The organism is Candidatus Stoquefichus massiliensis AP9 (assembly GCF_000455285.1).
Lineage (GTDB): Bacteria > Bacillota_I > Bacilli_A > Erysipelotrichales > Coprobacillaceae > Stoquefichus > Stoquefichus massiliensis.
This window is the reverse complement of sequence record NZ_HG005286.1, coordinates 138,191-163,085: the sequence shown is the minus strand read 5'-3', so window position 1 is coordinate 163,085 and position 24,895 is coordinate 138,191. Positions and strand designations below refer to the sequence as shown.

General features: G+C 29.3%; 26 protein-coding genes, 1 other RNA gene and 1 other annotated feature (1 of these 28 only partly in view). Of the genes, 22 read left to right on the top strand and 5 right to left on the bottom strand.

Going from position 1 to position 24,895, the window contains the following annotated elements:
- Positions 1-87: a binding site (T-box leader), on the top strand (it extends 103 nt beyond the left edge of the window).
- 38 nt (positions 88-125) lie between these two features.
- From serS to BN350_RS04880, 20 genes are all read left to right on the top strand, one after another.
- A complete protein-coding gene (gene serS, locus BN350_RS04965; RefSeq protein WP_028042598.1) occupies positions 126-1,403 on the top strand; it encodes a serine--tRNA ligase in 1,278 nt (425 codons plus the stop codon).
- 109 nt (positions 1,404-1,512) lie between these two features.
- Entirely contained in the window at positions 1,513-3,024 is a 1,512-nt protein-coding gene (locus tag BN350_RS04960) for an amino acid adenylation domain-containing protein (protein ID WP_028042597.1), read from the top strand.
- A gap of 1 nt (position 3,025) precedes the next feature.
- Positions 3,026-3,256 (top strand): acyl carrier protein, encoded by a 231-nt coding sequence (locus BN350_RS04955; protein ID WP_028042596.1) that lies wholly within the window; start codon positions 3,026-3,028, stop codon positions 3,254-3,256.
- A gap of 3 nt (positions 3,257-3,259) precedes the next feature.
- A complete protein-coding gene (locus BN350_RS04950; protein WP_028042595.1) occupies positions 3,260-4,840 on the top strand; it encodes an MBOAT family O-acyltransferase in 1,581 nt (526 codons plus the stop codon).
- A gap of 12 nt (positions 4,841-4,852) precedes the next feature.
- Entirely contained in the window at positions 4,853-5,842 is a 990-nt protein-coding gene (locus BN350_RS04945) for a hypothetical protein (RefSeq protein WP_028042594.1), read from the top strand.
- A gap of 29 nt (positions 5,843-5,871) precedes the next feature.
- Positions 5,872-5,959: signal recognition particle sRNA small type (gene ffs, locus BN350_RS20205), an RNA gene on the top strand.
- A gap of 16 nt (positions 5,960-5,975) precedes the next feature.
- On the top strand, positions 5,976-6,425 hold the full coding sequence (locus BN350_RS04940) for a nucleoside deaminase (protein WP_028042593.1): 450 nt from the start codon (positions 5,976-5,978) through the stop codon (positions 6,423-6,425).
- Positions 6,426-6,492: 67 nt separating this feature from the next.
- The gene (locus BN350_RS04935; protein ID WP_028042592.1) at positions 6,493-7,173 is read left to right on the top strand and encodes a Bax inhibitor-1 family protein; all 681 of its coding nucleotides are present in this window, start codon (positions 6,493-6,495) and stop codon (positions 7,171-7,173) included.
- A gap of 76 nt (positions 7,174-7,249) precedes the next feature.
- Entirely contained in the window at positions 7,250-9,094 is a 1,845-nt protein-coding gene (gene dnaX / locus BN350_RS04930) for a DNA polymerase III subunit gamma/tau (protein WP_028042591.1), read from the top strand.
- A 2-nt stretch (positions 9,095-9,096) separates the two neighbouring features.
- Positions 9,097-9,405: a YbaB/EbfC family nucleoid-associated protein gene (locus tag BN350_RS04925; protein WP_028042590.1), complete on the top strand. Its 309-nt coding sequence runs from the start codon at positions 9,097-9,099 to the stop codon at positions 9,403-9,405.
- A complete protein-coding gene (gene recR / locus BN350_RS04920; RefSeq protein ID WP_028042589.1) occupies positions 9,405-9,998 on the top strand; it encodes a recombination mediator RecR in 594 nt (197 codons plus the stop codon). The genes BN350_RS04925 and recR overlap by 1 nt, the downstream gene beginning before the upstream one ends.
- Before the next feature lie 30 nt (positions 9,999-10,028).
- Positions 10,029-10,214 carry a pro-sigmaK processing inhibitor BofA family protein gene (locus BN350_RS20200; protein ID WP_261797113.1) on the top strand — a complete coding sequence of 62 codons (186 nt, stop codon included), beginning with the start codon at positions 10,029-10,031 and terminating at the stop codon, positions 10,212-10,214.
- A 71-nt stretch (positions 10,215-10,285) separates the two neighbouring features.
- Complete coding sequence (gene tmk / locus BN350_RS04915) at positions 10,286-10,909, top strand: dTMP kinase (protein WP_028042588.1); 624 nt, start codon at positions 10,286-10,288, stop codon at positions 10,907-10,909.
- Positions 10,906-11,859 carry a hypothetical protein gene (locus BN350_RS04910; protein WP_028042587.1) on the top strand — a complete coding sequence of 318 codons (954 nt, stop codon included), beginning with the start codon at positions 10,906-10,908 and terminating at the stop codon, positions 11,857-11,859. Before tmk ends, BN350_RS04910 begins: the two co-directional genes overlap by 4 nt.
- 12 nt (positions 11,860-11,871) lie before the next feature.
- Positions 11,872-12,702 carry a PSP1 domain-containing protein gene (locus tag BN350_RS04905; RefSeq protein WP_028042586.1) on the top strand — a complete coding sequence of 277 codons (831 nt, stop codon included), beginning with the start codon at positions 11,872-11,874 and terminating at the stop codon, positions 12,700-12,702.
- Positions 12,683-13,420 carry a tRNA1(Val) (adenine(37)-N6)-methyltransferase gene (locus tag BN350_RS04900; RefSeq protein ID WP_028042585.1) on the top strand — a complete coding sequence of 246 codons (738 nt, stop codon included), beginning with the start codon at positions 12,683-12,685 and terminating at the stop codon, positions 13,418-13,420. Before BN350_RS04905 ends, BN350_RS04900 begins: the two co-directional genes overlap by 20 nt.
- Positions 13,413-14,261, top strand: coding sequence for a 16S rRNA (cytidine(1402)-2'-O)-methyltransferase (gene rsmI / locus BN350_RS04895; protein WP_028042584.1), 849 nt, complete (start codon positions 13,413-13,415; stop codon positions 14,259-14,261). Before BN350_RS04900 ends, rsmI begins: the two co-directional genes overlap by 8 nt.
- Positions 14,262-14,330: 69 nt before the next feature.
- Positions 14,331-15,257: a 1-phosphofructokinase gene (gene pfkB / locus BN350_RS04890; RefSeq protein ID WP_028042583.1), complete on the top strand. Its 927-nt coding sequence runs from the start codon at positions 14,331-14,333 to the stop codon at positions 15,255-15,257.
- Entirely contained in the window at positions 15,247-17,100 is a 1,854-nt protein-coding gene (locus BN350_RS04885; protein ID WP_028042582.1) for a PTS fructose transporter subunit IIABC, read from the top strand. The genes pfkB and BN350_RS04885 overlap by 11 nt, the downstream gene beginning before the upstream one ends.
- A gap of 54 nt (positions 17,101-17,154) precedes the next feature.
- Positions 17,155-18,108 (top strand): L-lactate dehydrogenase, encoded by a 954-nt coding sequence (locus tag BN350_RS04880; protein ID WP_028042581.1) that lies wholly within the window; start codon positions 17,155-17,157, stop codon positions 18,106-18,108.
- A gap of 11 nt (positions 18,109-18,119) precedes the next feature.
- Here the strand turns inward: BN350_RS04880 and BN350_RS04875 are convergent, their stop codons facing one another.
- Both BN350_RS04875 and BN350_RS04870 read right to left on the bottom strand, forming a co-directional pair.
- Positions 18,120-19,307, bottom strand: coding sequence for a C40 family peptidase (locus tag BN350_RS04875; RefSeq protein ID WP_028042580.1), 1,188 nt, complete (start codon positions 19,305-19,307; stop codon positions 18,120-18,122).
- A 60-nt stretch (positions 19,308-19,367) separates the two neighbouring features.
- Positions 19,368-20,291: an NAD(P)-dependent oxidoreductase gene (locus tag BN350_RS04870; protein WP_028042579.1), complete on the bottom strand. Its 924-nt coding sequence runs from the start codon at positions 20,289-20,291 to the stop codon at positions 19,368-19,370.
- A gap of 104 nt (positions 20,292-20,395) precedes the next feature.
- On the opposite strand from BN350_RS04870, the gene BN350_RS04865 reads away from it, so the two are divergent.
- Positions 20,396-21,409, top strand: coding sequence for a glycoside hydrolase family 25 protein (locus BN350_RS04865; RefSeq protein WP_028042578.1), 1,014 nt, complete (start codon positions 20,396-20,398; stop codon positions 21,407-21,409).
- A 30-nt stretch (positions 21,410-21,439) separates the two neighbouring features.
- Here the strand turns inward: BN350_RS04865 and BN350_RS04860 are convergent, their stop codons facing one another.
- Positions 21,440-21,874, bottom strand: coding sequence for a hypothetical protein (locus tag BN350_RS04860; RefSeq protein ID WP_028042577.1), 435 nt, complete (start codon positions 21,872-21,874; stop codon positions 21,440-21,442).
- Between the two features lie 135 nt (positions 21,875-22,009).
- Here BN350_RS04860 and BN350_RS04855 point away from each other — a divergent pair, with 135 nt between their 5' ends.
- Positions 22,010-22,891: a YitT family protein gene (locus tag BN350_RS04855; protein ID WP_028042576.1), complete on the top strand. Its 882-nt coding sequence runs from the start codon at positions 22,010-22,012 to the stop codon at positions 22,889-22,891.
- A gap of 10 nt (positions 22,892-22,901) precedes the next feature.
- On the opposite strand, the gene BN350_RS18505 is transcribed toward BN350_RS04855, so the two are convergent.
- Complete coding sequence (locus BN350_RS18505; RefSeq protein WP_044600125.1) at positions 22,902-23,654, bottom strand: nucleotidyltransferase domain-containing protein; 753 nt, start codon at positions 23,652-23,654, stop codon at positions 22,902-22,904.
- Positions 23,655-23,665: 11 nt separating this feature from the next.
- A partial coding sequence (locus BN350_RS04845) for an RtcB family protein (RefSeq protein ID WP_231385233.1) occupies positions 23,666-24,895 on the bottom strand: 1,230 nt, incomplete at its 5' end.

Below are 24,895 nucleotides of genomic sequence, written 5' to 3'. Positions count from 1 at the left end.
CTAATCACTTCCGGCTGATCCGTTATCTCATATAAAGTTATCGTAAGATAAGAATGAGGGTGGCACCACGATTAATTCGTCCCTTTACAAAGGTGCTTTTTATTTTATTAAAAGGAGAGAAAAAAATGATTGATATAGCAAAATTAAGAGAAAATCCAGAAGCAGTCAAAGAAAACATGAAAAAGAAATTCCAGCATGATCGTTTACATTTGGTTGATGAAGCATTTGATTTAGATAAAATGTATCGTGAAACATTAACAAAAGCAAGTGAGCTTCGTGCTATGCGTAATAAGTTATCTAAGGAAATTGGACAATTTATGCGTGATGGTAAGAAAGAATTAGCTGAATCTAATAAAAAGAAAGTTAGTGAAATGGCTGACCTTTTAAAAGATTTAGAAGCAAAAGAGGAAGAATTAGGTCCTAAATTGAAAGAAATTATGATGAAGATACCTAATTTTATTGATTCTACAGTACCTGTTGGTAAAGATGATAGTGAAAATGTTGAAATTCAAAAATATGGTGAACCTATTGTTCCTGATTATGAAATTCCTTATCACGCTGATATTATTGCAAAATTTAATGGTTTAGATAAGGATGCAAGTGGAAGAACGAGTGGAAATGGTTTTTATTATTTAATGGGAGATATTGCTCGCTTATCTTCTGCGATGATTTCTTATGCTAGAGATTTTATGATTGATAAGGGATTCACATATTGTATTCCACCTTTTATGATTAGAAGTGATGTTGTGACTGGTGTTATGTCTTTTGAAGAAATGGATGCAATGATGTATAAGATTGAAGGAGAAGATCTTTACTTAATTGGTACAAGTGAACATAGTATGATTGGTAAATTTAAAGATCAAATTGTGAAAGAAGAGGATTTACCTATTACAATGACTTCTTATTCTCCATGTTTTAGAAAAGAAGTTGGTGCTCATGGTATAGAGGAACGTGGTATTTATCGTGTTCATCAATTTGAAAAACAGGAAATGGTTGTTTTATGTAAACCAGAGAATGCTATGGAATGGTATGATAAGATGTGGTCTTATACTGTAGAATTGTTTAGAAGTTTAGATATTCCAGTAAGAACATTGGAATGCTGTAGTGGTGATTTAGCAGATTTAAAAGAAAAATCTTGTGATGTAGAAGCATGGTCGCCAAGACAAAAAAAATATTTTGAAGTTGGATCTTGTTCTACATTGGGAGATGCTCAAGCAAGACGTTTAGGTATTCGTACAAAAGGAGAACAGGGAACATACTATGTTGCAACTTTAAATAATACTGTTTTAGCAAGTACGCGTGCTTTAATTGCTTTTATTGAAAATAACTATAATGAGGATGGAACGATTAATATTCCTGAAGTCTTACGTCCTTATATGGGTGGAAAAGATAAGATATGTTAAAATGGAGGAAAACTCCATTTTTTTCTTTAGAAAATCTTTTCTTTGTTTTTCACAAGATTTACACATTCTTTTGTTAGAATGACATTGTATTTTAGAAAGGGGATCATTTATGAAAAACATCCTAGAATATTTAGAAGAATCTTCTAAGTTATATTTTACAAAAGTTGCTTTTACTGATGATAAACGTGAGATGACTTATGGTGAATGTCTTGAATGTTCACAAAAAATTGGTTCATATTTATTATCACTTCATAAAAAAAGACAACCTATTGCTGTATTAATGGATAAGAGTGTTGAAAGTTTATCTAGTTTTTTTGGTGTTGTTTATAGTGGGAATTTCTATGTTGTGATTGATTCTTTTATGCCCAAAGATCGCATAGAAACAATTTTTGAAACATTGCATCCAATAGCATTAATTTCTGATTATGCACATCAAGAACTTGCTCAGTCATTACATGAAACTGTATGTTTTTATGAAGATATGATGGAAACAGAGATTAATTGTGAAGAATTAATGAAAGTTAGAAATCAAATGATTGATACTGATCCATTATATGCACTCTTTACTTCGGGTTCAACAGGTGTTCCTAAAGGTGCAGTTTTATCACATCGTAATGTCATTAATTATGCATCTTGGTATAAAGAAACATTTAATATTACTGAAGAAACACAATTTGGAAGTCAAACACCATTTTATTTTAGTATGTCAGTTTCTGATGTTTATAGTACAGTTATGGCAGGAGCAACTTTACATATATTACCTAAAACATTATTTTCATTCCCAATTAAGCTTATTGAATATATGAATGAAAAGAAAGTGAATACAATTTATTGGGTTCCATCAGCATTATGCATTGTTGCAAATTTAAAAGTATTAGACTATCTAATGTTAGAATATGTTGATAAAATTTTATTTGCTGGAGAGGTTATGCCTACAAAACAATTAAATTATTGGCGTAAGAAGTTACCAAATGCAATGTATGCAAACTTATTTGGTCCTACTGAAACAACGGATATTTGTACTTATTATATTGTTGATCGTGAGTTTAATGATGATGAGGTCTTACCAATTGGTAAAGCTTGTGAAAATTGTGATGTTTTTTTATTAGATGAAAATGACCAAGAGGTTAGTGATGACCGTGAAGGTGAACTATGTGTAAGAGGTTCATTCTTAGCTTTAGGATATTATTATAATGATGAAAAGACAAAGGAGGCATTTGTACAAAATCCTTTGAATAAAGCATACCCTGAAATGATTTATCGTACTGGAGATTTGGTTAAATATAATGAACGTGGTGAATTGATTTATATTACACGTAAAGATTTCCAAATTAAACATATGGGATATCGTATTGAGTTAGGTGAAATTGAAGCAGCTGTGAATTCTTTAGAGAAAATACAGAGTTGTGCAGTTATTTTTGATGAGATTAAAGATAAAATTGTATTGATATATACTGGTAAAATTGATGATAAAGGGATAATGGAAGGGGTTTCTGATAAAATTCCTCATTATATGTATCCGAATGTTATTGTCAAAGTGAAGTTAATGCCGTATAATCAAAACGGAAAAATCGATAGAAAATGGCTAAAGGGTCATTATGAGGAAATGGGAGGAAAATAGAGTGGAAGAATTATTAGATATTTTAAAAGGATTAAAACCTGGTGTTGATTTTGAAAATGAAAAGAGTTTAATTGATGATAGAATTTTAGATTCTTTAGATGTTATGAATTTAACTGTAGAGTTAAATGATGAATTTGATATTGAAATTACACCATTAGATATTTTACCTGAAAATTTTCAATCTGTTGAAGCAATGTATGCTTTAATTACTCGTTTGCAAGACGAAGGATAATTTATGGCTTATACAACTTATGTCTATTTAATACTTTTCTTAGGAAGCACATTTCTTTTCTATACTGTGTTTCCTAAAAAGTATAAATGGATTGTTTTATTATCAGCAAGTTATTTATATTATATTGCAGCTAGTCGCTTATGGTTAGTCATTTTTATTTTGTTAACGACTTTATCTGTTTATTTAAGTGCAATATGGCTCAATAGAATAAATGATCTCTTTACAAGTGTAAAGAAGCTATTAGATCGACAACAGAAAAAAGAGTTTAAAGAAAAGTTATTATGGCAAAAGAAAATGGTTGTCATTCTTATGTTGTTGATTAATTTAGGAGCATTGGTCTTTTTAAAGTATTATAACTTTTTTGCAGATGTATTGAATTTTGCATTATTTGATTTTCTTAATATTCATATACCGATGTTAAAACTTTTTCTACCATTAGGTATTTCTTTTTATACTTTACAGGCTATTAGTTATGTTATTGATGTATATAGAGGTAAGTATAAAGCTGATCGTAATTTTGGGAGAGTTGCATTATTCTTAACTTTCTTTCCCACAATTGTCGAAGGTCCTATTGCAAGGTATGATCAAGTTGCACATCAATTATATGAAGGACATTCTTTTCATTATGAGAATTTAACACAAGGAACTCAATTAATTTTGTGGGGAATGTTTAAAAAGATTGTTATTGCTGATAGAGCTAATATGCTCGTTAATTTTGTTTTTGGTGATTATTTGAAATTTTCAGGAATAAGTGTCGTATTTGCAATTATATTTTATACAATTCAGTTGTATACAGAATTTTCTGGTGCAATGGATATTGTGAGAGGTAGTGCACAGATATTTAGTGTTCATTTACCTGATAACTTTAAACAGCCTTTCTTTGCTAAGAGTATTAATGAATTCTGGCAGAGATGGCATATAACTTTAGGAGCTTGGTTAAGAGATTATGTCTTTTATAGTGTTTCTTTATCTAATCCATTTAAGAAATTTAATCATTTTGTAAGAAATCACTGTAATGAATATTTATCTAAATTATTACCTGCAACAACTGCTTTGTTTTTTGTTTGGATTTGTAATGGTCTATGGCATGGAGCAAGTATGAAATATGTTATGTATGGTATGTATTACTATATTATTATGGTTATTGGTATGTTTATGGAACCAGTATTTTATAAAGTAAAAAATGCTTTACATATCAATAAAGAAACTCGATATTTTCATATATTTCAGGTATTAAGAACTGTTCTTATTGTCAATATTGGAATGTTAATATTTAGAGCTGATACATTATCTAGTGCTTTCCATATGTTTATTTCATGCTTTGATAATTTTAATTTTGATATATCTGTTTTAGCACATTTGGGCTTGAGTGTTAATGATATTATGGTTGTATTAATTGGAACTATTGTTGTATTTATTGTTGGTTTATTTAAAGAAAAAGGGATTGAGATTAGAAAAAGTATTGCAAAATGGAATATTGTTCCTAGATGGACATTTTATATTGTTGGATTATTTGTTGTTATTATTTTTGGAGCATATGGTAGAGGTTATGATATTGTTAGCTTTATCTATGCACAATTTTAGGAGGAAAAGATAATGGAAGAAAAAGTTGATATGAAAAAACATATTTTAAATATTTCTAAAATTGTTATTTTTTTATCTATTTGTGCTTTTTTATTGGTCTATATTTCTCCTATATTTGTACCTAAAAATAATAGCAATCAAAGCGGAATTAAGTATGAAAATGCAAGAGGATTCTATGGTGAAAATAAAAATACTGTAGATGTTCTGGCTATTGGTAATAGTGATTTATATAGTGCTATGAATCCTTTACAAATATGGAATGAACAAGGGTATACATCATATGTATGTGCAGAACCACAACAAAGTATATTTGCGGCATATTATATGTTAAAAGAAGTTTTAACATGTCAAAAACCTAAGGTAGTTATTTTAGAAGTAGATGAGTTATTTTCTAAAAATGAAGCTGAAGATATTGATGAAGCAATTAATAATGCATTAAAATATGCATTTCCTCTATTTGAATATCATAGTCGTTGGAAAGATTTAACTGTCAATGATTTTCAAGATAGAGATCCAGATTATAAGACACGTATGGAGTCTAAAGGATATATTTTCCATAATAATATTAAATCTAATCCTGATGGGTTTAAGTATTTAGCTAAGAATCGTAATGCTTCAATAACACAAACGACACAAATGTATTTAAAGAAGTTTATTGATTTAGCGCATGATCATGGAGCTGAAGTTATGTTTGTATGGTTTCCATCAGCTACAACAGCAACAACAAAACGTCATGAATCTGTTCAAAGATTATCCAAATCTCTAAATATTCCTTTTATAGATTTTAATATTGATCAATTTGATACTGGATTTGACTGGCAGACTGATACACGTGATGGGGGAAATCATTTGAATTATTCTGGTGCTTCTAAAATCACAAAGTTTTTAGGACAATATTTAAAAGAGAACTATGAGTTAACTGATCATCGTGATAATCCTAAATATGTACAATGGAATAAAGATTATCAGACATTTATGAAAAAGAATAAATTACATTATTGATTTGTGAGTCAATTCTTGTTATAATAAACCTTGCCATTACAATAGGCGGCTTCGAACCATGTCAGGACCGGAAGGTAGCAGCATTAAGAATGTCCGTTTATGTGTAGTGGCTTTTTTCAAAGGAGTTAAATATATGGATGATGTTAAATATATGGAATATGCATACCAACAAGCTCTATTGGCAAAAGAACTTGATGAGGTACCTATTGGTGCAATAATTGTGAATCAGGAATGTCAAGTTATTGCTGAAGCATATAATCAAAAGGAAACTTTGCATGATGTTACTGCACATGCAGAAATGTTAGCAATTCGACAAGCATGTTTAAAATTAGGAACGTGGCATTTAGAAGATTGTACACTTTATACTACTTTAGAGCCCTGTATTATGTGTAGTGGAGCAATTATACAAAGTCGTATGAAACGAGTTGTGTATGGTGCTAGTGGGCAAAGATGGCATGGTATATCTGAATATTTAAAATATCATGAATTCAATCATCATCCAGAAGTTATAGGTGGTATTTTAGAAGAAAAATGTTGTTATTTATTATCCAGTTATTTTAAATTAAAAAGAAATCGTACATAAAAATTACACATCTTATTTATAGTAAGTTCATCTGAATTATTTATATTTTAAATAGGAGATGAATTATATGGACGGAGAATATAGTGTCGAAAAGATGCCATACACAAACTTTAAAGCTATTATGTTAAAATGGTTATTCATAGCTTTACTCATTACAACAATAACATCAACTATGTTATCTTTAATAAATTTCATAGAAATCTTTGAAATAGGGTATTTAATATTACTTATTGTTTCTAGTCTATTAGAAATTGTTTTTGTTATTTTATTAGCTTTAAAATTATCTAAACTTTCAATAAAATCTGCAAAAAGATACTTTATTATTTATTCAATAATTAATGGTATAACTTTATCACTATGGATTCAGATGGTTGCTCCTCTCGCAAGTATTCTAGCATTTGGGTTAACATGTGCGTATTTTGGATTATTATATACAATAGAGAAGTATACAAATTTTGATTTCTCACCAATTGGTAAGATCTGTTTGAGTGTTCTTCCAATACTTATCATTGGATATATTATTTTATATTTCTTGCAAAGTTCTATAATGTATTATGTCATTATTTTTTTGGATCTTATTATTTTTTCTGGTATGACTTTATATGATTTACAAAAAGCAAGAATTATGTATGAAGAGGCAGAGTATCATGAAGTAGAAAGTGCTGCATTATTATCAGCTTTAGAATTATATTTAGATTTTATCAATATATTTATTGATATTTTATCAGTTATTGCTGATGGATGTTAAAGATATCGAAAGATATCTTTTATTATCTTTTGATGGTCTCTAAAATGTGCTATAATTGACAAAGGAGTTGATCAAAATGGCTTATAAAACATTATATAGAGCGTATCGTCCTCAAAAATTTGAAGATGTTGCTGGACAGGAACATATTATTACAACACTCAGACATGCTGTTGAAGAAAATAAAATAGCACATGCTTATCTTTTTTGTGGTCCACGTGGAACAGGAAAAACGACTATTGCAAAGTTATTAGCAAAAGCAATCAATTGTACAGGAGACTCAAAACCTTGTGATGAATGTGAAAATTGTCAGGAAATTACTTTAGGAACACATCCTGATGTTATTGAGATAGATGCTGCTAGTAATAATGGTGTTGAAGAAGTCAGAAGTCTTATTGAAAAAGTCAAATATGCACCAACTCAAGGAAAATATAAAGTTTATATTATAGATGAGGTTCATATGATGTCTACTGGAGCATTTAATGCTCTTCTCAAAACATTGGAAGAACCACCAGCTCATGTGGTTTTTATACTTGCAACAACTGAACCGCATAAAATATTACCAACAATTATTTCTCGTTGTCAGCGTTTTGATTTCACTAAGTTGAGTATGCAGGATATCATACAAAGAATGAAAGATGTCATTGCAAATGAACATAATATATGTGATGATGAAGCATTAGAAATGATAGCTAAATTAGCTGATGGTGGAATGCGTGATGCTTTATCAATCTTAGAACAATGTTTAGCATTTAATGACAAACATTTAACTGTTCAAGATGTTAATCAGATATATGGTATTGTATCATTAGAAAATAAGATTGATTTTCTAAAAGTCTTACTTACAAAAGATATGAAAAAAGCATTAACATTATTAGAAGAAATGAAAATGAATGGAATAGATATTAAACGTTTGACTTTAGATCTTGTTGATATATTAAAGGATGTTGTTATCTATAGAAATACTAGTGATGAATCTATTTTATTCGTTTTGTCTAAGTATTATCTGGATATGATTGTTCCTCATATATCATGTGAAGAAGCATTAGAGTTTATAGATATTTTAATGGATGCAAGTGAAAAGTATGCAAAAGTTATTAATCCAACTATTTATTTTGAATTGGCTATATTAAAAATGTGTAATCAGGTTAAGAATGAAATGATAACACCTATGCAGACAGTTTCTATTCCTGAAGAACCAACTAGTATTTCACAGTCTACTCCAGTTTTAGATGACACACCCACTGAAGTAACATTGGATGACATTATGCAAGTGAATCAAGTTCAAATAGAACCAATTATCCAAGAACCTATTATTGATGATGAACCTATAGTTGATATGATGATAGGTGAACCAATAGAAGAAGTATCTGAGATAGAAGAAGTTCCTGTTTTTGAATTTGAAAAACAAGAAGAAGTGGAATCAAATGTTGATGATGATGTCAAAGTAGATCCAAATGATATTATGAATATTCTTGTTCAAGCCAAGAGAGAAGTATTAGAAACAATTCAGGAAAGATGGCCAATTATCAAAAGATATTTAGCAAATTTGAATACTGCAAAAAGTGCATCAATGTTATGTGATGGGTCAGCAGTTGCAGCCTGTCCAGGAGGGCTTGTGATTTCGTTCGAGTTTCAGCCTGCAGTTAATGCTGTAAATTATTACAAAAATTACAAACAATTAAGTCACTTTTTAACAGAAATATTGGGTCAGGAATATAGATTTATTGCTATTCAACAAGATGAATGGATACATATGAGAAGTCAATTTATTGATTTAAAGAAAAAAGGACAATTACCACCACCACATGAATTAACTTTAAAGCATATTGATTCACATGATCTAGATCATGTTGATTTAAATGAAGCACAAGAGTTTGCAATTAAACTTTTCGGTGATATAGTTGAATTTAAGGAGGATTAGATATGAATTTTAATAATTTAGTGGCACAAGCACAACAAATGCAAAGAAAAGTAAATAAACTAAAAAAACAATTTAATGAAAAAGAGTTTGATATTATTTCACAAAATGAGTTGATTACTGGAAAAATGAAAGGAAATCTTTCAATTACTGAATTACATATAGATCAGTCATTGTTAAATATTGATAGCAAAGAAGATATTGAAGATTTAATAATGATTACAATTAATCAAACAGTTCAGAAAATAGAAAAAGAAAGGGAAGATACATTAAATAAAGCAACAAATGGTGTTGATGTATCTGCATTTCTATAATGGAATATCCTAGTAGTTTTGAAGAACTTGTTGAATGTTTTAAAATGTTACCTGGAATTGGTACTAAGGGTGCTGAGCGTATGGTTTATCATGTATTAGAAATGGATTTTGAACATGTTCAAAGATTTTCAAGTGCATTAGTTGATTTTAAAACAAATATTCGATACTGTAAGAAATGCGGTCATATTTGTGAAGGTGAAATTTGTGAAATTTGTGATGATGAGACAAGAGATCAATCAACAATTTGTGTAGTTGAATCTCCTAAAGATGTTTATGCAATGGAAAAGTTAAAAGAATACCATGGATTATATCATGTTCTACATGGAACTATGTCAATTATGGATGGTAAAACAATAGAGGATTTAAATATTCAATCATTATTTGACAGATTAAATGAAAATATCCAAGAGGTTATTATTGCGACAAATCCTACGAGAGAGGGAGAAACAACAGCTCTTTTTCTAGCTAAATTATTAGCTAAACACAATATACCAGCATCAAGAATTGCTAATGGCTTGCCTATTGGTGGTAATCTTGATTATGCGGATGAATTAACTTTATTAAAATCATTAGAAGGACGAAAGAAATTATAAATCATCTCATATAGTTAATGAGGTGATTTTTTGATAAAAAGAATAACAAGAGTTTTCATTAGGTTGCTATTTGCAACATTATTTATATTTGTCTTCAATTCTTTTGAATCTATAACACATATAACGTTAACACTTAATATATTTAATATTATTATGATTTCTTTATTTGATATATTTGGTGTTATACTCTGTATTGTTTTAAAATTTATCCTTTAGTGAATTCTTAAATAATGCTTTATATCTTGTCTGATTTTTTATATAATAGAGAAAGAAATGAGGTGTTATAAATGCCAGGAGTATTTATTACTTTTGAAGGTGGAGAAGGTAGTGGTAAAACAACAATTGCTGCTTTAATTAAAGAGGCTTTAGATAAAGAAGGATATCAAGTAACTTTAACTAGAGAACCAGGTGGTGTAGAGATAGCTGAAAAGATACGTGATATTATTCATAATGTTCAATATACAAATATGGATAGAAAAACAGAGGCTTTGCTTTATGCTGCAAGTAGACGCCAGCATTTAGTAGAAAAGGTAATCCCTGCATTAGATCGAGGAGAAATTGTTATTTGTGATAGATTTGTTGATAGTTCAATGGTTTATCAGGGTATTGCCAGAGGCATTGGAATGAAAGAAGTTTATGAAATGAATTTATTTGCAACAGAAAACATTCTACCTAAAAGAACAATCTTTTTTGATATTAAGCCAGAAGATGGTTTAGAAAGAGTTTATGCAAATAAAGATCGTGAAGTTAATCGTTTAGATTTAGAGAAAATTGATTTTCATAAAAATGTATATCAAGGATACCTTTCTATTTGTGATATGTTTCCTGAACGTATTGTAAAAATTGATGCAAGTCAGAATATAGAAGGTGTATTTCAACAAGTGTTGGAAAGAATTAGAGATGTTATATGAGTTTTCATGATGATTTAAAGCAACAGCAACCTATTTTATATCAGATATTGATAAAAAGTTTTACAAGTTCGAAAATTTCACATGCTTTTCTACTTGTTGGGAAAAACAGTGGGTTAGCTGCTCATTATATAGCAAAAAGTTTGATATGTAGTCAGGAGATATTAGCTTGTAATCAATGTAATGATTGCAGACGTATTGATGAACATAACTATGGTGATTTAATTTATTTTAACGGTAAGGACGAATCAATAAAAAAAGGTAGTGTTGAGTATATTCAAGAACAATTTGCAAAATCTTCAATGGAAGGGAAGGCAAAAATATATCTGTTAGAAAACATTGAAAATTCAACACCTGAGGCTATGAATAGTCTATTGAAGATATTAGAGGAACCTATTGCTGGAGTATATGCAATCTTCACATGCCAAAACTTGAGTCGTGTGCTTCCTACAATACAATCACGTTGTCAGGTTATCCAATTATTACCAAGTTCAAAGAAATTGTTGAAAAGTCAACTTATAAATGATGATATACCTGAGGATGATATTAATGTTTTGTCTGAACTGTTTGACACATATGATGAATGTCAACCATATATTGAGTCTGAATTATTAGAAGCATTAAAATTGGAAGTCTTTCATTTTATAGAGGATTTATATTGTCATAGAGATAATCTTGTTATAAATGTTCAAACACATTTGATGAAAAATCACAAGGATAAAGAGAAAGTTCAATTATTTCTAAATATGTTAGTTCTTGGATTAAGAGATTTGTTTCACGTGAAACATTCTATGAGTTTAACATATCCATCATTTAGAAGTTTATATGAAAGAGTAGATGATACAGATGATGAAATTGTTAGAAAGATAGATTTAGTTTTAAATACTGAGTATTTATTAAATACAAATGCAAATGTTATGCTATTAATTGATAGTATGATGTGTAAAATATAGAAAGGAGATTTTATGGAAGAAAAATTAGCTCTTATACGTTTTAATAATGTTGGTAAGTCATATTACTTTTCTACTGATTTAGATATACATAAAGGAGAAAAAGTCGTTGTTGAAACAGTGAGAGGATTAGAATTAGGTGAGATGATTACAGAACTTAAAGATATATCTGAATTCAATCTAGATACTGAATTAAAAAGAATTAAAAGACGTGCCAATCGTGCAGATTTAGATTTGTATGAGTTTAATAAGACAAAAGCAATCAAATCATTAGAAATATGTCGAGATATTATAAAAGAGTATAAACTAGATATGCATCTTGTTAATTGTGAATATACACTAGATGCTTCAAAGGTTATATTTATGTATACATCAGAAAGTCGTGTTGATTTTAGAGAACTTCTTAAAGAATTAGCAAGTGTTTTTAAGTGTAGAATTGAATTGCGCCAAATTGGACCTCGTGATAAATCAAAAATTATAGGTGGATTGGGGTCTTGCGGTTTACCATTATGCTGTTCGTCATTTTTAGGTGAATTTGATGGTGTTTCTATTAATATGGCAAAGAATCAAATGCTTGCTATTAATATTGATAAGATATCAGGGGCTTGTGGTCGCTTACTTTGTTGTCTTAAGTATGAAGATGAGGCATATACAATTGAAAAAAAACGTTTTCCAAAGATTGGGTCTCGTGTGAGATACGAAGATAAAATAGTTCGTGTTGTTGGTCTAAACGTCATTAGTGATCTTGTTAAGATAGAACATGATGGAAATATTTCTTTTGTACCTTTAAGTGATATTAAAATTTTACCTCAGAAGGATCATAAACATGACCAACGAAGTCACTAATTATTTATTAGCTTATAAAAACATGAAAATTATTCAAAGAAAAGATATGTTTAACTTTTCTTTGGATACTGTTTTATTAGCTAATTTTTGTACTCTTAATAAGGATATTAATGAAATTATTGATTTTGGTACTAATAATGCTGCTATACCATTATTATTAACAAGAAGAACTGATAAAAAGATTATAGGAATAGAAATACAAGAGGAAGCAGTTAAACTTGCTAAAAAGAATGTTGAAATGAACCATTTAGATCATCAAATTCAAATTATTCATAGTGATATTAAAGAGTATGTCAAACATGAACAAATGAAAGTTAAACTTATTGTATGTAATCCACCTTTCTTTAAAGTAGGAGAAAGAAGTAATCTTAATGATAATGAGTATTTACAAATTGCCAGACATGAGATCAAGATTAGTTTAGATGAAATTATAAAATGTGCTGCTACAATCCTTGATAATAAAGGTAGATTTGCTATGGTACATAGACCAGATCGTATGATAGAAATTATTAATTGTATGCAAAAATATGGTATAGAACCAAAAAGAGTAAGATTTGTATATCCTAAAGTTGGGAGGGAATCACATATATTTCTTATTGAAGGAATGTATAAAGGAAATAAAGGGTTAAAAATTGAATCCCCTTTATATGCTCATGAAGCTGATGGAACATATACAAAAGAGATAAAACAAATGTTTGGAGAAAATAGTGATGAATAGACAAAAAAGTTTTGAAAATCAGCAACCAACATTATTTCTTGTTGCAACACCAATAGGTAATTTAAGTGAAATGACCTATAGAGCTGTGGATACACTTAAAAATGTTGATTTTATAGCTGCAGAAGATACAAGAAATACTGTAAAATTGCTTAATCATTTTGAAATTACAACAAAATTAATATCACATCATGAACATAATTTGGTGACATCTATTCCTAAAATTATAAATCTTCTATTAGAAGGTCATGATTTAGCCTTAGTAAGTGATGCAGGATATCCTGCAATTAGTGATCCAGGATATGAATTAGTAAAGGAATGTATTGTTAACAATATTAATGTAGTTCCTATTTCAGGATCTAATGCTTGTTTAAATGCTTTAGTCGTTTCAGGTATAGCACCACAACCATTCCTTTTTTATGGTTTTTTAGATCATTTAGATAAGCGTAAAAAGAAAGAACTAGATTTATTAAGAAAATATAAAGAAACAATTGTGTTTTATGAGGCGCCACATCGTATCAAAAAAACATTATCTGTTATGTTAGAAATATTTGGTAATAGAAATATAGCTTTATGCCGTGAAATCACAAAAAAACATGAAGAAATAAATAGAGGTACAATAGAAGAAATTCTTTCGGTTGTAGATGATATGAAAGGTGAAATGGTTATTGTTGTTGAAGGAAATAATGAAAAAGAAGAAGAACAGGTTTTTGAACAAAGTATACAAGAACATGTGAATGAATATATTAATAAAGGTATGTCTGCAAAAGATGCAATTAAAGAAGTTGCAAAACAAAGAAATATTTCAAAAAATATAGTATATCAAGAATATCATCAAAAATGAGTATAGAAATATATTCATTTTTATTTTTAAATAAAGTATAATAAAGATAAGTATAAAGGAGGAATCTTTATGATATATACAATGACATTTAATCCATCAATTGATTATATGGTAACAGTTGATCACTTTCAATTAGGAGAAGTCAACAGAACAACATCAGAATATTTATTACCAGGAGGCAAGGGTATTAATGTATCAATTGTTTTAAATAATTTGGGAATTGAAAGTACAGTATTTGGATTTATTGCTGGCTTTACTGGACAAGAAATAAAAGAACGAGTAGAAAAAGATTTCAATATAAAAACTGATTTTATAGATGTACATAATGGATATTCAAGAATTAATTTTAAAATGAAAAGTGATAAAGAGAGTGAAGTAAATGGAAATGGTCCTTTAATTACTGAAGTACATCTACAGCAGTTATATGATCAATTCAAACATTTAAAAGAAGGGGATGTTTTAGTCCTTTCTGGAAGTATACCAAAATGTGTGTCAAATGATATTTATTATCAAATTATGAAAAAACTGTCTCATAAAGGCATTGAAATTGTTGTTGATGCAACAGGAGAGTTATTAATGAAAGTTCTTGAAAACGGACCATTTCTTATTAAACCAAACAATCATGAGTTAGAAGAAATGTTTCACGTGAAACTTTCTGGATTAGATGATATAGTCAAGTATGCAAAAAAATTGCAAGATATGGGTGCAAAAAATGTTCTCGTATCTATGGCTGGGGATGGGGCGTTATTCATCTGTCAGAATGGAAAAGTTTATTTTAGTGAGGCACCAAAGGGAACTGTTAAGAACTCAGTTGGAGCAGGTGATTCAATGGTAGCGGGATTTATTGCAGGATATGTACAGACACATGATTATGTCAATGCATTTAAAATGGGTGTTGCAACTGGAAGTGCAAGTGCATTTTCAGATAACCTAGCAACAAAAGAGGAAGTAGAAGAACTTTTTAAGAATGTACAAGAGGTTGTTTATGAATATTAATGACTTATTAAAAGAAGATAGTATTCTCCTTCATTCTCATTACTCTAATAAACAAGAAGTGTTAGATGCTATGATAGAATGTCATTATAAAAATGGACATATAAAAAATAAAGACAAATATAAAGATGCAATCCTTGCAAGAGAAAATTTATCCTCAACAGGAGTTGGACAGATGATAGCAATTCCTCATGCTCAAGATGAAACTGTTAATTACCCTTCTTTAGTTGCAATGGTAGATCAAGAAGGTGTTAACTTTGATTCGTTAGATCAATTGCCAGCTAAAGTATTCTTTATGATTGCTGTTCCTAAAGATGGAGGATCACAACATTTAGAAATACTAGCGCAATTATCTCAGATACTTATGGATGAAACAACAGTTCATAAATTATTGAATGCCCAGACACCTCATGATTTCCTCAATATTTTAACTGGGAAAATGGAAGAAGAAATCAAAGATGAAATTGAAGATAGTTATGATGTTCTTGCTGTAACAGCATGTCCAACAGGAATTGCCCATACTTATATGGCAGCAAAATCATTAGAAGAAACTGCAAAACAGTTGGGAATTAAAATTAAAGTAGAAACAAATGGTGCAAGTGGAATAAAAAATATATTAACTGAAGAAGAAATTCAAAAAGCTAAATCTATAATTATTGCAGCTGATAAAAAGGTGGAAATGAAGAGATTTGCTAATAAAAAATTAATACAAGTTCCAGTAGCGAAGGGAATACATAATGCTAAAGAAATACTTGAGCAAGCAATGAGTGATGAAGAAATTATTTTAGAAAATAATGTGAGTTCATCAAAAGGAGTTAATTTCAATTTTATAAAAACTTTATATAATCATTTAATGAATGGTGTATCACAAGTTATACCGATTTTAATGATTTATGGTATTTTAAAAACTGTCTTAGAATGGATTGGAAAAGGTGACCCTAATACATATTATAATGGGGTAGTAGAAATGAGTTTTCAAATATCATATTTAAAGGATATATCTATGATAATTTATTTGATTATTGGATTTGGAATTATACCAATCATGAGTGCTTTTATTGCAGATAGTATTGGTGATAAACCAGCCTTTGTTGTTGCATTTGTAGCTTCTTTATCCTGTATAAATTATTCCCATATTATGGTTAGTTTTATATTAATAGGCTTTATATCAGGATATTTAGTTTTAGGTTTAAAAAAACTTTTCTCATATCTTCCTAATGTTATAGAAAGTATAATACCTAATCTACTTATACCTCTTAGTGGAACACTCATTATGATATTGTTATTACAATTTGTTAATCAGTCAGAATTTAATCCAGTGGTAATAATGAGTGAATTGGTATTGAATGAAATAACATTAATAGTCATTGGATTAATTATTGGTATAATGATGTCAATTGATATGGGTGGTCCTATAAATAAAACTGCGTATTTTATTGGGATTATGAGTATTATATTAGGTAAGTATCAAATTATGTCAGCCGCTATGATTGGAGGAATGGTTCCACCAATAGCCATTGGCCTGGCAATGTTAATTTATCCAAAAGCTTTTAATGAAAAAGAACAAAAGGAAAAATGGAAATGCATGATAAAAGGGTTATGTTTTGTTAGTGAAGAGGCTATTCCTTATATGAGTAAGGATAGAAAAGGAATACATCTTCCGTGTATTATTGCCTCTGGTATTGCAGGAGCATTAGTGATGTATTATGGCTGTGGACAGTTGTTTCCACATGGTGGTATATTTACAGTTATATTTATTAATAATCCAATTCATTTTATAATAGCATTGCTTTCTTCAACAATAATTGGTGCTTGTTTGATTATTATGTTCAAAAAGACTTCTTAAGAAGTCTTTTTGAATAAAATTTAAAAATAATATCATACTTATATAGGTGATATAATGAAGGAAAATAGAAAAGTTGTTTTGATTGGAACTGGTATGGTAGGAATGAGTATGGCTTATTCACTATTAAATACTGGAGGAATAGATGAACTAGTCCTTATGGATTTAGATGAAGAAAAAGCTAAAGGAGAAGCTATGGACTTAAATCATGGCATTCCTTATAGCAGTCATAAGATTAAAGTTAAAGCAGGAACCTATCAGGATTGTAGAGATAGTGATATTGTTGTTATTTGTGCAGGAGCAAATCAAAAAGAAGGACAAACAAGATTAGAATTAACTCAAATCAATACACGTATTATGAAAGATATAGCACTTAAGATTAAAGGAAGTGGATTTCAGGGTATTATTATTGTTGCAAGTAATCCAGTTGATATTTTAAGTTATGTCGTTTATAGAGTAATGGGTATTGATAAGAGTAGAGTTATTGGAACAGGAACACTTTTAGATACTGCTAGAATGAGATATTTATTAAGCGAATATCTAGATGTTTCTAGTGATGATATTGAAGCATATATTTTAGGCGAACATGGTGATTCATCTTTTATATCATGGATGAATACATATGTTGGTTGTAAAACATTAATGGAATATGTTGATGAAAAGAAATTAGATATGCATGATTTAAATGATATCTATAATGATGTAAAGAATGCAGCATATGAAATTATTGAAAGAAAGAAAGCAACTTATTATGGTATAGGGCTATCTCTTAATAAACTTATTTTATCTATATTTGATGACTCAAATAAGATATTATGTGTAAGTGCCTACTTAGATCATGAATATAAGCATAAAGATATTTATATGGGTGTTCCATGTATTATTGGTAGAGATGGAATAAAGGAAATTATAGAGCTTCCATTAAATGGTGTTGATCAAAGTAAGTTTGATGAAAGTTATGAAATATTAAGAAAAATTAAAAGAGATGTTAAAAAAGATTTGGGACTTTAATCCCAAATCTTTTAATATAATCTTCTATAGTTGTATACATAACGTGACCAGTATCCATCAAGTTGTGCAGTTTTAACGCATTGATTTGGATATTGACCAACTGTACCAGATCCCTGTCCAGCAGCATGAACAAAACTTCCACCACCAATATAAATTCCTATATGTGCAACACCACTACCATAACTAAATGTAATAACATCACCTGGTTGAAGTTGAGATTTAGAAATTCCTTTACCAGCTCTAGAATACCCAGCAGCAGTTGTACGTCCTAGTTTGACTCCAGCATTGTTATGAGCCCAATGAACTAATCCAGAACAATCGAAATAATTTGGTCCACTAGCTCCCCACCAATAACGTGAGCCCATTTTAGAAAGTGCCTTTTGAGCAATCGCATTTCCAACTTCAGATGATCCAGCTACAAATGAACCACCGCCACCACCACCGCTAGGTGCTTGTGACATCAATTCAGTTAATGCAGCATCTATTTTCTTTTGGGCATCTGTTACTTTCTTTGCTTCTGCCTGATTATCAGCAATTTCTTTTTGTTGAGTAGCTTTTAAATTAACAAGTTTTTCTTGTAAATCAACTTGTGCATTCTTTTGTGATTGTAACGCCGCCTTTGCATTAAGCAATGTTTCCTTTTGGGAACTCAAATTTTTCTTTTGTTTAGCTAATTCAGCGACTAACTCTTTTTCATATGATGTAATATCATTAATACTTGTTAGACGTGAGAAGAATGATGAAAAGTCTTCTGCACCAAATAAGAAATCAACTAACCAATTAGAATTATATGTTGTTTGCATAACATATAAACGCTCTTGCATTTGTTTTTCTTTTTTATCAATATCTTTTTCAATCTTTGTAATAGAAGTAAGTAAATAATCAATTTCCTTTTCTTTAGAATCAATTTGTGAATTGATTGTTTTAATCTTAGAAGAGACTTCATTTATATCGTTATTTGTTTCACTTAAATCTTTTTTTGTTTCACTTATTTCTTTTTTTAGATTGCTATTCTTTTTACTTAGATACGAATTAAATTCTTCACAAACTTTTTTATTTGAATTTGTTAAAGAAGATGAACATAATTTTATGTATTTAGATTCATTACCTTCAAAGTCAACAGCATTAACATGATTAGAAGAAACTGTCATAGATAATACTGAACAAAAGGCTAAGAGACCCATTAATATTTTTTTCATTTTATCACCTCTGCTTCAACATTATAACATAAAATTATAACAGTGAGCCACCAATATTTGTTAAAACAATAAATCTTTCCATAATTCTCCACGATTATATCTATCAATTGATTGAACAACAGCAAAACCAACTCTTAACAATGCTTCATCTGTAGAGCCTCCAATATGTGGAGTATAAACAATATTATCAAGTGATAAAAGAGGATGCGTGTGTTTGACGGGTTCAAATTCTAAAACATCTAATGCTGCTCCTGCAATTTTCTTTTCTTTCAAATATTCATATAGATCATTTTCATTAATAATTGCTCCACGAGAAGTGTTAATTAAATAAGAAGTCGGTTTCATTAAAGAAAGTAGTTTTCTATCAATCATATGATATGTATCTTGATTCAAAGATGTTCCAATAGAAACATAATCTGCTTTCTGAAAAACTTCTTCCATAGACTGGCAATAAGTAAGATTTAATTCTTTTGCACGATCAGGAGTCAAAGATCGTGAATATGCAATAATATTCATATGAAAACCATCATGTAATATTTGTGCAGCTTTCAATGCAATTTGACCTGTTCCAATTAATCCAAATGTTTTATGAGAAATTTCATGTCCTAAGTATTCAATTGGTGCAATTGTATGTATTTTGTCCTCAATATAGTTTTTTTGTAAACGTATTGTTTGCCTCGATAACTGTAACACAAATGTGACAATAAGTTCAGCAACACTTAGAGCGTTAAGACTAGGTGTATTGCATAAATGAACATGTTTTGCTTTTAAATAGTCAATATCTACATCATCATAACCTGTTCCGTGAATAACAACCAATTCTAATAAAGGACATTGATCAATAAGAGACTGATTAATTTTTAAATTACGACTAATGATAACTTGACATTCATGAAGATTGTCAAAAGAGTCTATAACTTCATAATTTTCAATTAATTGCCGATATGCTTTTTGATGTATTGGTTCACATAAAAAGACTTTCATGATTATCACCCCATTAACATATATTATAAAGTGTCTCAAAACTGTGTCAAATGTAAAGGCAATATTTGAAAATAAACATATAGTATTTTGAAGGAGGTGAATTCATGGTAAGAGATGGTGTAGATGTATCACAGTATCAAGGTGTGATTAATTGGGAATTAGCAAAGAAGCATATTGATTTTGCAATTTTAAGATGTGGATATGGACAGGATATACCAGGACAAGATGATCCAACTTTTAAAAGAAATGCAGATGAATGTACAAGATTAGGAATTCCTTTTGGTGTTTATCTTTATTCATATGCTCAAAATGAAAGAGATGCTTTATCAGAAGCAAGACATGTCTTACGATTAATTGCAGACTATAAAATGGAATATCCAATATATTTAGATTTAGAGGATCCTAGAGTTGGTCGTTTATCTAATGATCAGATTGAAAGAAATTGTAGAGTATGGGCTGATGAATTAGCAAGACATAACTATTTCCCAGGTTTCTATGCATCATATTATTGGTGGAGAACAAAATTGACAGGAGCATTTTTTACAAGATATACAAAATGGGTTGCAAGATATGCTGATGAATTAGGAGCAGAAGGCTTTGATATGTGGCAATATACTGATAAAGGATTTGTAGAAGGGATTAATGCACCTGTAGATCGTAATTATGCATATCGAGATTTTCCAGTGGAAATTAGAGAAGGTGGCTTCAATAACTTTGATAAAGAAGAACCTGATGAAGGTCCAATAGAATATGAAGTAGGAGACCATGTAACATTTGATCATGTCTATATATCTTCAGATAGCAGTATTCCTTTAATTCCATATATGAATCACGGAACTATTACTAGAATTGTAAGAGATGCAAGAAATCCATATCTCATTGGTAATGGATTAGGATGGGTTAATAATGAAAGTATTACAGGAACAATGAAATATTTATCAAATCCAACTTATCGTGGTGACTCACTAGTTGATGCTTTAACACAAATTGGTGTAGATGCTTCATTTTCATCACGTAGAGAACTTGCAAAAAGAAACGGTATTGAAGATTATACAGGAAGTGCAAGACAGAATTTAGAATTACTACGTTTATTAAAAGAAGGAAAGTTAAGACAATAAAGAAGTTGATTAAATCAACTTCTTTTCCTTTTATAAAGCTTTCAATTTCTTATTATCAATCATTTCAGTAAGAATATAATCAATACGTTTTAAATTTGAATTAAGGATATAGTCTAAAATACCAAATGTATCCTTAAATTGGATATCTAAAGATCGTAAGAGTTTATATCCAGCAACAAAATCATCACGATTCGCTTCAATTTTCCCATGAAAATCAATAATATTACCATCCTTTAAATGTGCTTTTAATACCAACATACAATTCATTCCCCATAAACCAGAATCATAAGTAGAATAATTCACTTCAATAAAATCAATATCCTTAAATTTAATAAATACATCCTTTTCTTTTTTTTCGACTAAATTATCATAAAGACTCATGACTTGATGAATGACTAAACATTGCTTTTCGGTATAAATTGTATAACCATTATGCTTTGTTCCAATACAGAGTTCTGTTTCCATTTGAATACCTTCTTTCTTATAATTATTATAGCATATAAATATGACAATACTGTGACATTTAGATAAGAAAACAAATTTAATATTGTATTAATGTTTATACAAGCGTATAATGAATGCGTATTTTAGGAGGACAGTATGGTTTACGCAAAAACTAAAGAAAAGGAACAATGGGAAAAGCACGCAACATCTTTAATTTGTGTTTTAGTAGCATCTTTAATTATGTCTATTAATATCAAATCATTTGTTCGTGCAGGTCATTTAATACCAGGAGGATTTACAGGTTTATCTTTGTTAATACAAAGATCAGCAAATGTATTCTTAGGATTAACACTTCCTTATTCAATTATTAATATAGCTTTAAATGCATTACCTGCATTTATTGGTTTTAAAATTATTGGAAAAAAGTTTACAAGTTATTCGGTTATTATGATTGTCTTGAATTCATTTCTTGTTGATTTGATTCCAGTAACACCTATTACATATGATCCTTTATTGGTATCTGTATTTGGAGGTATTTTAAATGGTATTGCTATTGTCATTGCATTACATGGAAAAGCTTCTAGTGGGGGAACTGATTTTATTGCTGTTTATTTATCAAATAAGCTAAAAAAACCATCATGGAATTTTGTGTTTGGTATTAATGTTGTTATTTTATTAACAGCTGGACTGTTATTTGGATTTGAAGAAGCTATGTACTCTATAATCTTTCAATTTGTTTCTACACAGATTATTGAAAGATTTCATCAAAGGGATCAAAAGGTTACATTGTTTATTGTTACAAATGAACCAGATCATTTAGAACAGGAGTTAATGAATTTTACTCATCATGGAGTGACACATATAGAAGGTAAAGGTTGTTATTTAAAAGAAAATAAGGCTATGTTATATACTGTTGTAGGGGCTGATGAAGTGAAAGATGTTATTCATCTTGTAAAGAAATTAGATCCAAAAGTCTTTATTAATGTAGTGAAATCAGAAGGCGTTACTGGTCGTTTTTATCAGGAACCTATTGAATGAAAAAGAAACATCATCGGGATGTTTCTTTTAGTATATGCAAAAATGCTAAATTAAAGTCATTATGAGTAAAATGATTATTTTGTTTTAAATCATATAGATGTAGATGAATATATTGAAGTTGTTCTTCAATATATTTATCTAATTGAAACATATCATAAGATATATACGATTCTTTACTAGATTTTTTAATAGATATTAAAGTTTCAATCTGTTGTACATATGTTGAATCTAATTGTGATTTCATCAGTTCTATAAATGAAATAGGTGGAGATGTGTTTTCATGAATAATCCATAAACAGCATAATAATGTACGTAAACTATAGAAATAGTTTTTAACAGTTTTTTGTTGTAAACAATAATGTTGATGAGTCATGTGATAGTAGTGTTGAATAAGTTTTGATAAATCATAACAATCCTGAAGTAATGGAAGGAGATTATTCCAAAGAGTAGAAGATTTGTAAATAATAGGAGAATGAATCCATTCATAAAGTGTTGGATTAGACTTTTGAGCTAGTTTTAATACTTTTTGTATATCCCAACCATTAATATCATAAATATTATTTAATTCGAATTCAATAACATCACGTTTTTCATATAAACTCAAATAATCTTCTATTTTTCTTACGTATATAAAACGAACATCATAGTCGCTATCCTTTGATTCAAATCCCCATGCACGACTTCCTGATTCTACAGCATATATAATTGTTACATTTTCTGTTTCTTCAATTCTCTTGAGTTTATTAATAATTGTACTATACATATTTTTACCTTTTATGCTTTAAAATTATAAATAGGTTTAATAATTTCCAAAATATCAACAGTATCATTAATATTATCAATAATATCATCTATTGATTTATATGCCATAGGACATTCATCTAAAGTCCCTTCATGAATTGATGTAGAATAGATTCCATTCATTTGTTGTTTGAACTCTTCTAATGTAAATTGTTCCTTAGCTGTTGTACGGCTATATAAACGTCCAGCACCATGAGGAGCTGATTGATTCCAATCAGGATTTCCTTTACCTAAACAAATTAAACTTCCATCACGCATATTAATAGGAATCAACAGTTTTTCATCTTTCTTTGCAGAAACAGCACCTTTACGAATAATATTATATTGAGGTTCAATATAATTGTGAATAGTTTCAAAAAAATGAAAATCTTCTATAGATTGATGAAATAAATGCTTTAAAATTGTATTTGCAATCATATAACGATTGAGAGATGCAAATTCTTGACAGATATACATATCATGTAAATACTGAGCCTTATATTTTCCTTCTAAATAACAAAGATTTCTAGGTAAATTAATGTCTTTTTCTACAAATTCTAATTTTAATTGTTTTAAAGCAGCCTGGATTTCTTTTCTTTTACCTAATGCTTTATATTCTGCAATTAATTCTTCTTGTTTTTCAAATAATTCCTCTTTACCCCTTAATAAATCATAAGCAAGATTTTGATAGTAATCAGCAACCTGTTTTCCTAAATTACGACTTCCAGTGTGTATGACTAAATAATGATTTCCTAAATGATCAATATCTACCTCAATAAAATGATTCCCACCGCCAAGGGTGCCGATACTTCTTTCAATACGTTTAGAATCTTTTAAAGAACGAAAACAGTATAATTCTTTTAACTTATCAAAACGAATTATTCTTCCATTATGAACAGATGTTCCACATGGAACATAATGACGAATGATATTGTCTAATTGAGGTAAATCAATAGACTGCTGACCAAGTTCAACAGTCAGCATACCACAACCAATATCAACACCAACAATATTAGGAATAACTTTATCTTTTAAATCAGCTGTAAAGCCAATAACACATCCAACACCAGTATGAACATCAGGCATAATCCTAATTTGAGAACCACTTGTAAATGACTGATTACACAATGTTTGAATTTGTTCATAAGCACTCTCTTCAATAATATCTGTAAAGACTTTAGCATTTGCATATAAGCCATTGATTTCTTTCATAAATAAAACTCC

Coding starts and splice junctions, on each gene's coding strand:
- serS (WP_028042598.1), top strand. CDS start 126: ATGATTGATATAGCAAAATTAAGAGAAAATCCAGAAGCAGTCAAAGAA.
- BN350_RS04960 (WP_028042597.1), top strand. CDS start 1,513: ATGAAAAACATCCTAGAATATTTAGAAGAATCTTCTAAGTTATATTTT.
- BN350_RS04950 (WP_028042595.1), top strand. CDS start 3,260: ATGGCTTATACAACTTATGTCTATTTAATACTTTTCTTAGGAAGCACA.
- BN350_RS04945 (WP_028042594.1), top strand. CDS start 4,853: ATGGAAGAAAAAGTTGATATGAAAAAACATATTTTAAATATTTCTAAA.
- BN350_RS04940 (WP_028042593.1), top strand. CDS start 5,976: ATGGATGATGTTAAATATATGGAATATGCATACCAACAAGCTCTATTG.
- BN350_RS04935 (WP_028042592.1), top strand. CDS start 6,493: ATGGACGGAGAATATAGTGTCGAAAAGATGCCATACACAAACTTTAAA.
- dnaX (WP_028042591.1), top strand. CDS start 7,250: ATGGCTTATAAAACATTATATAGAGCGTATCGTCCTCAAAAATTTGAA.
- BN350_RS04925 (WP_028042590.1), top strand. CDS start 9,097: ATGAATTTTAATAATTTAGTGGCACAAGCACAACAAATGCAAAGAAAA.
- recR (WP_028042589.1), top strand. CDS start 9,405: ATGGAATATCCTAGTAGTTTTGAAGAACTTGTTGAATGTTTTAAAATG.
- tmk (WP_028042588.1), top strand. CDS start 10,286: ATGCCAGGAGTATTTATTACTTTTGAAGGTGGAGAAGGTAGTGGTAAA.
- BN350_RS04910 (WP_028042587.1), top strand. CDS start 10,906: ATGAGTTTTCATGATGATTTAAAGCAACAGCAACCTATTTTATATCAG.
- BN350_RS04905 (WP_028042586.1), top strand. CDS start 11,872: ATGGAAGAAAAATTAGCTCTTATACGTTTTAATAATGTTGGTAAGTCA.
- BN350_RS04900 (WP_028042585.1), top strand. CDS start 12,683: ATGACCAACGAAGTCACTAATTATTTATTAGCTTATAAAAACATGAAA.
- rsmI (WP_028042584.1), top strand. CDS start 13,413: ATGAATAGACAAAAAAGTTTTGAAAATCAGCAACCAACATTATTTCTT.
- pfkB (WP_028042583.1), top strand. CDS start 14,331: ATGATATATACAATGACATTTAATCCATCAATTGATTATATGGTAACA.
- BN350_RS04885 (WP_028042582.1), top strand. CDS start 15,247: ATGAATATTAATGACTTATTAAAAGAAGATAGTATTCTCCTTCATTCT.
- BN350_RS04880 (WP_028042581.1), top strand. CDS start 17,155: ATGAAGGAAAATAGAAAAGTTGTTTTGATTGGAACTGGTATGGTAGGA.
- BN350_RS04875 (WP_028042580.1), bottom strand. CDS start 19,307: ATGAAAAAAATATTAATGGGTCTCTTAGCCTTTTGTTCAGTATTATCT.
- BN350_RS04870 (WP_028042579.1), bottom strand. CDS start 20,291: ATGAAAGTCTTTTTATGTGAACCAATACATCAAAAAGCATATCGGCAA.
- BN350_RS04865 (WP_028042578.1), top strand. CDS start 20,396: ATGGTAAGAGATGGTGTAGATGTATCACAGTATCAAGGTGTGATTAAT.
- BN350_RS04860 (WP_028042577.1), bottom strand. CDS start 21,874: ATGGAAACAGAACTCTGTATTGGAACAAAGCATAATGGTTATACAATT.
- BN350_RS04855 (WP_028042576.1), top strand. CDS start 22,010: ATGGTTTACGCAAAAACTAAAGAAAAGGAACAATGGGAAAAGCACGCA.
- BN350_RS18505 (WP_044600125.1), bottom strand. CDS start 23,654: ATGTATAGTACAATTATTAATAAACTCAAGAGAATTGAAGAAACAGAA.